This is a genomic window from Bacillota bacterium (assembly GCA_040754675.1).
In the GTDB taxonomy this organism is placed as follows: domain Bacteria; phylum Bacillota; class Limnochordia; order Limnochordales; family Geochordaceae; genus Geochorda.
The window spans coordinates 1-10,954 of sequence record JBFMCJ010000086.1 but is presented as its reverse complement, the minus strand read 5'-3'; the positions used below and the strand labels follow the sequence as shown (position 1 = coordinate 10,954).

Genomic DNA, 10,954 nt, shown 5'->3' with positions numbered 1-10,954 from the left:
GACGCCGTGCTCGAGGCAAGAGAAGGCCAGGAGGGCCCGGCGGCAGGCGAGAACGCCGCGGAGAACGGGGCTCTCGAGAGTCCGGGCGAGGCCGGGCAGGAGCCGGCGAGGGCGTACGGTGCGGACGTTGAGGCCGACACCGGCGACGGCAAGATCTCCGCGGACGAACAGACGGAGGACATGGAGCGGGGCGCCGCCTACTAGGAGCAGGTGGTGAGGCGGTGGCCCTTGCAGTGCTTCCAGAGATCCGGTGCGGCAGCCCCAGAAGCTGCCGCACCGCTATCATGAGGCCAGTGTGCACCGGCCGGAACGGGAAGGCAGGCGTGGTCTTCAGTGGCTGAGATCACGGTGGAACAGATTCGGGCCCTGCGCGAGCGCACCGGGGCCGGCATGATGGACGTGAAGCGGGCGCTGGAGCAGGCGGCAGGCAATGAAGAGGAGGCCATCCGCATCCTGCGCGAAAAGGGCCTCGCCCAGGCTGCCAGGCGGGCCACGCGCAAGGCGATGGAAGGCCTCATCGAGGCGTACGTCGACCCTGCATCCGAGAGGGCAGCTCTCGTTGAACTCAACTGCGAGACGGACTTCGTGGCCCGCACCGACACCTTCCGGGAACTGGCGCAGGCCATGGCGCGCCACGCAGCCCGCGTGGGGGAGGATCGGGCCGCCGAGGGCCCTGTCGCCCACCAGGATCCCCGGGCCGAAGCATCCGTACCGCAGGTCGAGGAGTTGCTGGCAAAGCCGGCCGGCAATGACGGAAACCCCGCCCGGGAGCTGATCGCCGAGGCCTCCGCGCGCCTGGGCGAACACATCCGGCTGCGCCGGTATGCGACGTTCAGCGTGAAGGGCGTGGCGGCGAGCTACGTCCACGGGGACGGCCGCATCGGCGTTCTCCTCGAGGTGCAGGTCAGCCCGAACGAGGCCGCTATGAAGGAACAGGTGCGGCAGCTCATCCGGGACCTCGCCATGCAGGTGGCGGCGTTCCGGGCCGAGTACGTGGAGCGCACGCAGGTGCCCGAGGCGGTGAAGGAGAGGGAACGGGAGATTTACCGCACCCAGGCCCTCAACGAAGGGAAGCCCGAGCGGGTCGTGGACCGCATCGTGGAAGGCCGGCTCGAGAAGTTCTATCAAGAGGTGTGCCTGCTGGAGCAGCCGTTCATGCGGGACCCCAGCATCCCGGTGCGCAAGCAGGTCCAGCAGGTGCTCCAGCCGCTGGGCGCCGAGCTTGTGGTGCGCCGCTTCGCCCGGTTCGAGCGGGCCGAGCAGCTGTCCACGGACGGGGAAGGAGCGTAAGCCGGAGGCAAGGAAGAGGCCGGGACCAGGCAGAACTCCTGTCCGGGGTGGGTCTAACAGAGAATGGCCATGGGGACCCCATACCAGCGTGTCGTGTTGAAGCTCAGCGGGGAATCGCTGGCCGGAAACCACGAGTTCGGCATAGACCTCGTCGTGGTGGAGGAGCTGGCCGCCGCCATCCGGACGCTGAACCAGGCGGGCATCCAGGTGGCCGTGGTGGTGGGCGGGGGCAACATGTGGCGGGGTGCCGTGGCGGCGAGCCGGGGGATGGATCGCAGCACGGCGGACTACATGGGCATGCTGGCCACCACGATCAACGCCCTGGCGCTGCAGGAGGTACTGGAGCGGCTGGGCGTGGCGACGCGGGTCCAGTCGGCCATCGAGATGCGCCAGGTGGCTGAGCCGTACATCCGGCGGCGTGCCATCCGGCACCTGGAGAAAGGCCGGGTCGTCATCTTCGCCGCCGGCACCGGCAACCCGTTCTTCTCCACCGATACGGCGGCGGCGCTGCGGGCGGCCGAGATCGAGGCGGACGTGATCCTGATGGGCAAGCGCGGGGTCGACGGCGTGTACACCGCCGACCCGAAGAAGGACCCACAGGCCCGTCGGCTCGACCAGCTGACCCACTTCGAGGTGCTGCAGCGGGGGCTGGCGGTGATGGATCCCACGGCCACGTCCCTTTGCATGGAGAACCGGATCCCCATCATTGTCTTTGATGTCGGTAACCCGGAGAACATCGTCAGGGCAGCCATGGGCGAACGAGTGGGCACCACTGTCGGCGGGGGTGACTCGGGTGGCCGCTCTTAAAGAGGGTGACGTCAAAGGACTGCTTGCGCAAGCCACCGAGCGGATGAAGGCCGCGGTTCAGACCGCTCGTCGCGATCTGGCCGCGATCCGGACGGGGAGGGCGTCGCCGGCGCTTCTGGATCGGGTGGTCGTGGATTACCATGGCACCAGCGTACCCCTCAACCAGGTGGCCTCGATCTCGACACCGGAGCCTCGCCTGCTGGTTGTGCAGCCCTGGGACCGGTTCCTGCTCAAAGAGGTGGAGAAGGCCATCCTCAAGTCAGACCTGGGTGTGACGCCCACCAACGACGGCACCGTGGTGCGGCTCGTCCTCCCCCAGCTGACCGAGGAGCGGCGCCGGGAGCTGGTCAAGGTGGTGCGCAAGGAGGCGGAGGAGAAGCGGGTGGTGATCCGCACCATCCGGCGCGAGGTCAACGACGAGATCAAGAAGTGGGAGAAGAAGAAGGCCATTCCCGAAGACGAGTCCCGCCGGGCGCAGCAGCAGGTGCAGCAGCTCACCGACCGGTACATCCAGGAGATCGACCAGCTCCTGGAGGCCAAAGAAAAGGAGATCATGGAGGTTTAACCGGTTGGATCAAACCAGGGTGCCGGGGGGCGACGAGCCCCCCGAAGGCCGCGCGCCCGCCGGGGACGTGGTCGGGCTTGAGCTGAGTACCGCGCTGCAACGGCTCGGGCGGCACCGTTTCACACTGCGCTTTACCGCGCCGCCGCGGCCCCGGGGCGAAAAGGGGGCCGTACGCGTCATTGCCCGGCGTGCGTCGCCCGGCGAGATCGAGCTGATTTGCGCCCGGGAGTACTGGGAGCGCGGCCCCGGTGGAAACGGCGGGGAAGTGCACGGATGAGCGATGCCCGCGCCTCCGGCTCGTCTGGCGTACGGCCGCAGCGCGTCTTTTCGCGGCTCGCGGACCGTGTCTGGATGAAGCTGGCAGAGACGTCGTGGCCGTGGATCAACATGCGCAGCGAAGAACAGCGCCTCCTCATGGAGCTGGACCCCGCCCGGATCCCCCGGCACATCGCCATCATCATGGACGGTAACGGCCGGTGGGCACTGCGCAGGGGCCTTCGGCGCACGGCCGGGCACCGCGCGGGCGTCAAGAGCCTCAAGGAGGCCGTGAAGACGTGCGCGAAGCTCGGGGTGGAAGTCCTCACCGTCTACGCCTTCTCCACTGAGAACTGGCAGCGGCCCGAAGCCGAAGTGCGCACGCTCATGGAGCTGCTCGTCGAGGTTCTCCACAACGAAATCGAGGAACTGCACGAGGCCGGCATCCAGGTGCGGGCCATCGGCCGCCTGGAGGGGATGCCGCCCGACGTCGTGCGCCAGGTAAGGGCGGGCGAGGAGCGGACGCGCTTCAACCGCCACATGATCCTCAACGTCGCCCTCAACTACGGGGGCCGGGCCGAGATCGTCGATGCAGCCCGCCGGATCGCCGAAGAGGTAGCGGCGGGGAGGCTCAAGCCCGATGAGATCACCGAAGAAGAGTTCTCGGCGCGGCTGTACACGTCCGGCCTGCCGGATCCCGACCTGCTGATCCGTACCGGCGGCGAGTTCCGCGTGAGCAACTTCCTGCTCTGGCAGCTTGCGTACTCCGAGCTTTGGATGACCCCGGTCTTCTGGCCCGACTTCCGCCGGGTACACCTGCTGCAAGCCATCGTGGACTATCAGCGGCGGCACCGCCGGTTCGGAAAGGTCTAGGAGCCGGTGCTGCAGCTTCGCGTGGTGACCGCCGTGCTGGGTGCCCCTGTCATGCTGGGGGCGCTTTACGCGGGCGGGGCCTGGTGGGCGCTGGTGCTGGCGGGTATCGCGGTCTGGGGCGCCCTGGAGATCGGCGACCTCTTCGTGGCCAAAGGCGCCGGCCAGCCACAGCGAGACGTGCTGGTGGTCGGAGGGCTTTTGGGGTTTGCCATGGGCCCGGCCATGCAGGCTCTGGCGGGCACGCGGTGGACGGCCATCCTCGCGCTCTTGCTGCCGTTCGTGGCGCTGGCCTACGCGTCCTTGCGCGCATGGCTGCGGGGGGCAAGCGTGCTGCTGGAGGCGTCGGCTGCGGCGTTCGCGTTCTCCTACGTCGGGGTCTTGATGGGCTTCTGGTGGCTTTTGCGCACCCATCCCGGGTTCGGCTGGCCGCACACGCTGGTCGTGCTTCTCGGAACCTGGTCCACCGACATCGGGGCGTTCGCCGTGGGGCGGGGATTGGGGCGACACCGGCTGCTGCCGCGCGTCTCCCCCCGCAAGACCGTGGAGGGCGCCATCGGGGGCCTCGTGGGCGGGATTGCCACAGTGACCGTCGTCGGTTCGGCCGCCTTCGGCATGCCGCTCTGGTGGGCCCTGGGCCTGGGGCTCGTGACGGCGCTGGCGGCGGAAGCGGGGGACCTCGCCGAATCGGCGATGAAGCGCGACGCCAACGTGAAGGATTCGGGGTGGCTATTGCCCGGCCACGGGGGTATCCTGGACCGTATGGACAGCGTCCTGACCACGGGGCTGGCGGCTTACCTGTTTATACTGCTGGTGTCCAAGCCCTGAGGGGCGGGCCGGCCGGCGGGGAGTAAACGGCGATGCTCAACTTGACCGGAATCGCAGCGTTCCTGGTGGTCTTTGGCACCATCGTCCTGATCCATGAGCTCGGTCATTTCATGGTGGCACGCTGGTCGGGCGTGATGGTGCGAGAGTTCTCCATCGGCTTCGGCCCCGTCGTGGCCCGCATCCGCCGGGGGTTGACTTCCTATTCGTTCCGCCTCCTGCCGCTGGGGGGGTTCGTGCGCCTCGAAGGCATGGAGAACCTGGGCGAGGGAAGCGATCCCGGCGAGGATCACCTGCCCCGTGACGACCCGCGCCGGTTCCAGAACCGGCCGCTGTGGCAGCGGATGGCCACCATCGGCGCGGGGCCCGCAATGAACTTCCTGCTGGCCGGGGTGCTGTTCGCTGTGTTGTTCGTGCCGCCGGTGGTACAGGAGCTCGATCCCCAGGGCCCGGCGGCGGCTGCAGGCGTCCAGCCGGGAGACCGCTTGGTGCGGGTCCAGGACGTGAACACACCGACGGCCACCCGGGTGTTGCGAACGGTGCTGGGCACGGAGCCGGGTGACGTCGTCGAGGTGTGGGTGAGCCGGCAAGGCCAGAGCCTGCGTTTTGAAATCCGCACAGACCCGGACCGCCCCAGCGGCTACCTCGGCATCCGGATGGGAGGGCCCCGGCGGCCGCTTGAGGCCCTTTACGGCGGATTCGTGGAAATGATAGACTCTACAGGCGAAATCATCCGGGTCGTCGGCCGCATGATCCTGGGCCGCGAGGCCCTCAACGTAGCCGGCCCGATCGGAATCTACTCCATGGTCGAGGAGGCCGCCAGCCGCGGGCCGTTCAGCGTCATCGGGCTGGCGGCGGTGCTCAACGTCAACCTGGGGCTCATCAACTTGCTGCCACTGCCGGTGCTGGACGGCGGGTGGCTTTTGTTCATGGTTCTGGAGTGGGTCCGCCGGCGGCCGCTGGAGCCGCAGTTCCAATCGCTCGCGCAGGTTCTGGGCTTCATGCTGCTGCTGGCTTTGATGCTCCTGGCCACCTATCTCGATCTGCGGCGGCTCGGGTAACGAAAGGCGCGACACGGGAGGAGAGAAAGAGTCGGGATGCGCATGTCAGCGCTGCTTGCGCCCACGCTCCGGGAGCAGCCCGCCGAGGCGGAGAGCGCCAGCCACCAGTTGATGCTGCGGGCCGGCCTGATCCGCAAGGTCTCGGCGGGGATCTACACCTACCTGCCCCTGGCCTTCCGGGTCATCCGCAAGATCTCGGAGATCGTCCGGGAGGAGATGGACCGGGCGGGGGGCCAGGAGTTGCAGCTTCCCATCGTCCAGCCGGCGGAGCTCTGGACGGCCACGGGGCGATGGTACGAGTACGGCCCGGAGATGTTCCGGCTCGAGGACCGGAACGGCCGGGAGTTTTGCCTGGGCCCGACCCACGAGGAGATCATCACCGCTCTCGTCAAGGCCGAGGTGCGGTCCTACCGCCAGCTGCCGTTGCTTCTGTACCAGATTCAAAACAAGTACCGCGACGAGCTGCGGCCCCGGTTCGGGGTGATCCGCGGCCGGGAGTTCATCATGAAGGACCTTTACTCGTTTGACCGTGACGAGGCCGGGCTGGAGATCAGCTACCGCAAGATGTACGAGGCATACTCCCGGGTCTTCCAGCGGTGCGGCCTCAAGACGAGGGCAGTGGAGGCGGACCCCGGCGCGATCGGGGGCGACGTGACCCACGAGTTCATGGTGCTCTCTCCCATCGGTGAAGCCCAGGTGGTGTACTGCACGCGGTGCGATTATGCGGCCAACGTCGAGCGGGCGCCCGCACCTGAGCCGGATCAGAAGCGGGCACCACACGGGCAGCTACCGCCTCCTGAGAAGATCTCCACTCCTGACGTGCGAACCATCGAGGACCTGACAGCCTTTGTGGGCCAGCCGGCAGAGCGGGTGCTCAAGACCCTCATCTACCAGGTGGATGGGCGCCCCGTTGCCGCCGTCGTCAGGGGTGACCACCGCCTCAACGAGGTGAAGCTCGCCCGCGCGCTGGGGGCATCCCGCGCCGAGCCGGCGTCCGAGGAGATCATCGAGAGGGTGGCGGGTGCGCCGGCCGGGTTCGTAGGCCCCGTGGGCTTGCGGGGCGTGGAGATCGTGGCAGATCCCTGGGCCATGGCATTGGATGAGGCGGTGGCCGGGGCCAACGAGCGCGATGCCCACCTGATCCACGTGGTCCCGGGCCGCGACTTCACCCCGGCGAAAGTGGCGGACATCCGCCTGGTGGACGCAGGCGACCCCTGCCCGCGCTGCCGTGGAACCCTCGAGCGCTCGGCCGGCATCGAGGTGGGCCAGATCTTCAAGCTGCACACCAAGTACAGCGATGCCCTGGGGGCCACGTTCCTGGACGAGGACGGCAAGGAGAAGGCGGTCGTGATGGGCTGCTACGGTATCGGGGTGACCCGCACCATGGCCGCCGTCATTGAGCAGCATCATGACGACCTGGGCATCATCTGGCCCGCCACCGTGGCGCCGTACCATGCCATGGTGGTGCCCGTAAACAGCCGGGAGACGGATCAGATGGAGGCGGCCGGGCGCATCTACGCGGAGCTTGCGTCGCTGGGCGTGGAGGCGGTGCTGGACGACCGGGACGAGCGGCCCGGGGTAAAGTTCTACGACGCCGACCTGATGGGCTTCCCCTACCGCGTGACGGTAGGCACCCGCCTTGCCCGGTCGGGTGAGGTGGAGATCCGCCGGCGGGCCGACGGGCAGGATGTGGCGGTGCCGGCCGGTGAAGCCGCATCTCGGGTCGCGAGGTGGCTGAAGGAGGACATCGAAGCGCTTCAGCCCCGGTAAGATCAGGCCGCGGCCGTTGCGTGGCAGCATCGGCCGGTGCTATAATGGGTGTCGGCAACACGAACGGCGTTTCGTCGGGCGAAAGAGTGGGTTTTCCCCACTCTTTCGTTTCTGTTGGGGGTCGAACCGGAGATGCGCCCGAAGGCGGTCGAAGAGATGGTGATGGCCGAGGCGGAGGCGGTGGCGCAGCCGCTCGGCATCGAAGTGGTGGAGGTCGAGTACCAGACGAGCCCGCAGGGCAGGGTTGTGCGGGTGTTCATCGACAAGCCGGGGGGCGTCAGCGTGGAGGATTGCCGGGCGGTGAGCGAGCCGCTCTCCGGAGCGCTCGACCGGCTCGACCCCATACCCGGCCCGTACCGGCTCGAGGTATCGTCGCCGGGAATCGAGCGGCCGCTGCGCAAGCCGGAGGATTTCCGGCGGTTTGCAGGGCGGGACGTGGACATTCACATGTTTGGGCCCGTTCAGGGGCGCCGGCACTGGACCGGCACCCTCCTGGGCATGGAGCACGGGCAGGTGCGGCTTCAACTGGAGGATGGTTCGACGGTTGAACTGCCTCACGAGGGGATCAGCAGGGCCAGGCTGCGCGTTCGCTGGCAGGGGGCATTTGAGCAATGAATCTTGAGTTGATGGGCGCACTCAACGAACTCGAAAAGGAGCGGGGCATCTCCCGGGAGGTCCTCCTGAAGGCCATCGAGGATGCCATCGAGTCTGCCTTTCGAAAGTCCTCGCAGCCTCACCAGAACCTGCGCGTCGACGTGGACGACAAGAGCGGGAGGGTCCGGGTTTTCGCCCGTAAGGCGGTGGTGGAAAAGGTCGAGGATCCCGCCAACGAGATCTCCCTGGAGGAAGCGCAGCGCATCAACCCGCGCTTTGAGGTCGACGACGTGGTGGAGGTCGAACTGACCCTGCCGGACCTGGGGCGCATCGCCGCGCAGACCGCCAAGCAGGTCGTGGTGCAGCGCATCCGGGAGGCCGAGCGCAGCCGGATCTACGAGGAGTACCACACCCGCGAAGGCGACATCCTCACGGGGATCGTGCGGCGCATGGAACACCGCAACGTGTACGTGGACCTGGGCCGCGCCGAGGCGGTGCTGCCGCCGTCGGAGCAGGTTGCAACCGAACGCTACGGGCCCGGTATGCGGATGAAGTTCTACCTGCTCGAGGTGAGCAAGACCGCCAAGGGGCCGCAGCTGGTACTCTCGCGCAGCCATCCCGGGCTGCTCAAGAGGCTGTTCGAGCTGGAGGTCCCCGAGATCCACGACGGCATCGTGGAGATTCGGGCCCATGCCCGGGAGCCGGGGCACCGGTCCAAGATCGCCGTCTGGTCCACGGATCGCAACGTGGATCCGGTCGGGGCATGCGTGGGACCCCGGGGCGCACGCGTTCAGCAGGTGGTGAAAGAGCTCCGCCAGGAGAAGGTGGACGTCATCGCCTGGGATCCCGACTCGGAGGTGTTCATCGCCAACGCGCTGCAGCCGGCCCGGGTGCTGAAGGTTTACCTCGACCCCACCGACCATTCGGCGAGGGTTATCGTGCCGGAGAAGGAGCTTTCGCTTGCCATCGGCAAGGAAGGACAAAACGCCCGCCTTGCCGCGAAGCTGACCGGGTGGCGCATCGACATCAAGAGCGAGGCGCAGTGGGCCGAGGTTCAGCGGGAGTTTGAAGAGAAGCGGCGGCAGTGGCTGGACAAGCAGCTCGGCGTGCCGGCCGTCGAGGCTAGCGAGCCTGCCAGGCAGGAGGCGCCTGAATCCAAAGAGGGGCAACCGGCCAGGGAGGCGGTTCGGGCGGAGCGGCGGGAAGCCGTCCAGGAGGTACCGGCCGAGGCGACACCTGAGCCGGCGCCGCCCGCCCGGCTCGAAGCGCCCGTTGAGGAGGAGATGGCCGGCGTCGAGCCGGTTGAGGAGATGCCCGAGAAGGCCTGGGCGCCTCCTGAGGAAGAGGAAGAGCGGGCCAAGAAGGGCAAGGGCGTGGGTAAGGTTCGCCGGCTGAAGGGGGCATGGCGCTTCGAGCGGCGCCATCTCGAGGATGAGCTGGAGGAGGCCGAAGCCCTTCCCAGCCTCTTCGAGGGCGAGAAGGCCGAGGAGGAAAAGCCCGCCGGGGAGCCCGAAGAGGCGGCTCAACGGGAGGGGCCCGCCCCTGCATCGCCCGGCGGGACGCTGTCGGTGCCGCTGTTCGCCGTGGCGAAGCGGCTTGAAACCGCTCAGCAGCCACAGAAGGCCGAACCGGCCAGGCCGGCAAAGCAGGCCGAGCAGCCACAGGCCCGGGAAGAGGTGCGCCCGAAGGCTCCGCCGCAGGCCCAGCCGGGGCAGGCTGCCGGGCGCCCCGCCCCTGGCGTGGCGCGCAAGGGCGAGCAGCCTCAGAAGAAAGAGGCTGCACCGGGGACGCGGGTCCGGCAGCACCAGCAGCCCAAAGCTCGCGATAGCGCAGCCGCGACGGGCGGCCCCGACACGAGCGAAGGCGACTCCAGAAAGCCGAAGAAGGTGCTGAAGAGCCTCGCCGATCTGTCGCCGGAAGACTTCGGTTTCGCCCGTCGCGAGGGGAAGCGGAAGGGGCGGTAGGCGCTCGTGCCCTCCAGGCAGGCGAAGCCGCGAAAGGTTCCGATGCGGACTTGCGTCGGCTGCCGGCAGGTCCGGCCCAAGCGCGAACTGATACGGGTCGTGCGGGCACCGGATGGATCGGTGAGTGTTGACTCTACGGGCAAGCGCTCGGGACGCGGCGCATACGTCTGCCCCCGAACGGCCTGCCTTGAGGCGGCCCGCAAGGGGCGCCAGCTCGAGCGGGCACTGGAGCGGCCTGTGGACGAGGCGCTGTTTGAACAACTCACCCGGCAACTGGCGGCGATCGAGGTGGAGGGAGAGGGGCGGGCGTAGCGAGATGGCCCGGCCCTCGGACTGGCTCGGGCTTGCCCGCCGGTCGGGGAGGGCCGCGATCGGGCGCCAGGCGTGCCGTCAGGCACTCCACGGCGGGCGGGCCGTGCTGGTCGTGACGGCGCAGGACGGGTCGCCGGGTGCCCGGCGATACTGGCAAGGGGCCGCCCGGCGGGCCGGGATCCGTATAGTCACGTGGGGCACCAGACAGGAACTGGGGCAGGCCCTGGGAATGGGCGCTGTGACGGTCGTGGCGATTTGCGACCGGGATCTGGCTTCCAATTTTCTGGCAGCGGTGAGCGGGTGCACGATGCGCGCGGTCGCCGGCCGTTCAGGAGTGATGGGTATTGAAGAAGATTCGAGTTTATCAACTGGCGAAGGAGCTGAACGTCGACGCCAGGCTTCTCCTGACTTTCCTGCAGAGCCGGGGCAGCGCCGCATCGTCGACCCTGAGCATGGTTGAGCTGGAGGAAGAGGAGGTCGCACGGCAGCACTTCGGCAAGGGGAGCACGCTGGTGCCGGGAGGTGCGCGGCTGGTCGGGCGCGTGCAGAGGGAAAAGCCACAGCCGCCACAAGCCGCCCCGCCTGTGGCGGCTCCTGCCCAGGCCGGGGCGCAGCCGGCGGCTGCCGCACCGGCCCGCCCC

Annotated in this window: 14 protein-coding genes; all 14 read left to right on the top strand. The window is 68.3% G+C overall.

The window, feature by feature from the left end; all coding sequences use genetic code 11:
• A partial coding sequence (locus tag AB1609_07150) for a hypothetical protein (protein MEW6046243.1) occupies positions 1-204 on the top strand: 204 nt, incomplete at its 5' end.
• Between the two features lie 129 nt (positions 205-333).
• Positions 334-1,290 carry a translation elongation factor Ts gene (gene tsf / locus AB1609_07145; protein ID MEW6046242.1) on the top strand — a complete coding sequence of 319 codons (957 nt, stop codon included), beginning with the start codon at positions 334-336 and terminating at the stop codon, positions 1,288-1,290.
• A gap of 69 nt (positions 1,291-1,359) precedes the next feature.
• Positions 1,360-2,097, top strand: a complete 738-nt coding sequence (pyrH, locus tag AB1609_07140; GenBank protein MEW6046241.1) for a UMP kinase — start codon at positions 1,360-1,362, stop codon at positions 2,095-2,097.
• Positions 2,098-2,140: 43 nt separating this feature from the next.
• The gene (gene frr, locus AB1609_07135) at positions 2,141-2,662 is read left to right on the top strand and encodes a ribosome recycling factor (protein MEW6046240.1); all 522 of its coding nucleotides are present in this window, start codon (positions 2,141-2,143) and stop codon (positions 2,660-2,662) included.
• Positions 2,663-2,666: 4 nt separating this feature from the next.
• Positions 2,667-2,939, top strand: a complete 273-nt coding sequence (locus tag AB1609_07130) for a hypothetical protein (protein ID MEW6046239.1) — start codon at positions 2,667-2,669, stop codon at positions 2,937-2,939.
• Positions 2,936-3,790 carry an isoprenyl transferase gene (locus tag AB1609_07125; protein MEW6046238.1) on the top strand — a complete coding sequence of 285 codons (855 nt, stop codon included), beginning with the start codon at positions 2,936-2,938 and terminating at the stop codon, positions 3,788-3,790. The genes AB1609_07130 and AB1609_07125 overlap by 4 nt, the downstream gene beginning before the upstream one ends.
• Before the next feature lie 6 nt (positions 3,791-3,796).
• On the top strand, positions 3,797-4,615 hold the full coding sequence (locus tag AB1609_07120; GenBank protein MEW6046237.1) for a phosphatidate cytidylyltransferase: 819 nt from the start codon (positions 3,797-3,799) through the stop codon (positions 4,613-4,615).
• Between the two features lie 32 nt (positions 4,616-4,647).
• Positions 4,648-5,673 (top strand): M50 family metallopeptidase, encoded by a 1,026-nt coding sequence (locus AB1609_07115; protein MEW6046236.1) that lies wholly within the window; start codon positions 4,648-4,650, stop codon positions 5,671-5,673.
• 36 nt (positions 5,674-5,709) lie between these two features.
• Positions 5,710-7,443, top strand: coding sequence for a proline--tRNA ligase (locus AB1609_07110; protein MEW6046235.1), 1,734 nt, complete (start codon positions 5,710-5,712; stop codon positions 7,441-7,443).
• 48 nt (positions 7,444-7,491) lie between these two features.
• Positions 7,492-8,058, top strand: a complete 567-nt coding sequence (rimP, locus tag AB1609_07105; protein MEW6046234.1) for a ribosome maturation factor RimP — start codon at positions 7,492-7,494, stop codon at positions 8,056-8,058.
• A complete protein-coding gene (nusA, locus tag AB1609_07100; GenBank protein ID MEW6046233.1) occupies positions 8,055-10,001 on the top strand; it encodes a transcription termination factor NusA in 1,947 nt (648 codons plus the stop codon). Before rimP ends, nusA begins: the two co-directional genes overlap by 4 nt.
• Positions 10,002-10,043: 42 nt before the next feature.
• Positions 10,044-10,313, top strand: coding sequence for a YlxR family protein (locus AB1609_07095; protein ID MEW6046232.1), 270 nt, complete (start codon positions 10,044-10,046; stop codon positions 10,311-10,313).
• Positions 10,314-10,317: 4 nt separating this feature from the next.
• Positions 10,318-10,773: a ribosomal L7Ae/L30e/S12e/Gadd45 family protein gene (locus tag AB1609_07090; protein MEW6046231.1), complete on the top strand. Its 456-nt coding sequence runs from the start codon at positions 10,318-10,320 to the stop codon at positions 10,771-10,773.
• Positions 10,658-10,954 (top strand): translation initiation factor IF-2 N-terminal domain-containing protein (locus AB1609_07085; GenBank protein ID MEW6046230.1); only part of this gene is annotated, 297 nt, incomplete at its 3' end. The genes AB1609_07090 and AB1609_07085, both read left to right, overlap by 116 nt.

Excerpts from the sequence above, each read along its gene's own strand:
- AB1609_07110 (MEW6046235.1), top strand. The coding sequence starts at position 5,710 with ATGCGCATGTCAGCGCTGCTTGCGCCCACGCTCCGGGAGCAGCCCGCC.
- frr (MEW6046240.1), top strand. The coding sequence starts at position 2,141 with ATGAAGGCCGCGGTTCAGACCGCTCGTCGCGATCTGGCCGCGATCCGG.
- pyrH (MEW6046241.1), top strand. The coding sequence starts at position 1,360 with ATGGGGACCCCATACCAGCGTGTCGTGTTGAAGCTCAGCGGGGAATCG.
- AB1609_07115 (MEW6046236.1), top strand. The coding sequence starts at position 4,648 with ATGCTCAACTTGACCGGAATCGCAGCGTTCCTGGTGGTCTTTGGCACC.
- nusA (MEW6046233.1), top strand. The coding sequence starts at position 8,055 with ATGAATCTTGAGTTGATGGGCGCACTCAACGAACTCGAAAAGGAGCGG.
- AB1609_07090 (MEW6046231.1), top strand. The coding sequence starts at position 10,318 with ATGGCCCGGCCCTCGGACTGGCTCGGGCTTGCCCGCCGGTCGGGGAGG.
- AB1609_07125 (MEW6046238.1), top strand. The coding sequence starts at position 2,936 with ATGAGCGATGCCCGCGCCTCCGGCTCGTCTGGCGTACGGCCGCAGCGC.
- AB1609_07095 (MEW6046232.1), top strand. The coding sequence starts at position 10,044 with ATGCGGACTTGCGTCGGCTGCCGGCAGGTCCGGCCCAAGCGCGAACTG.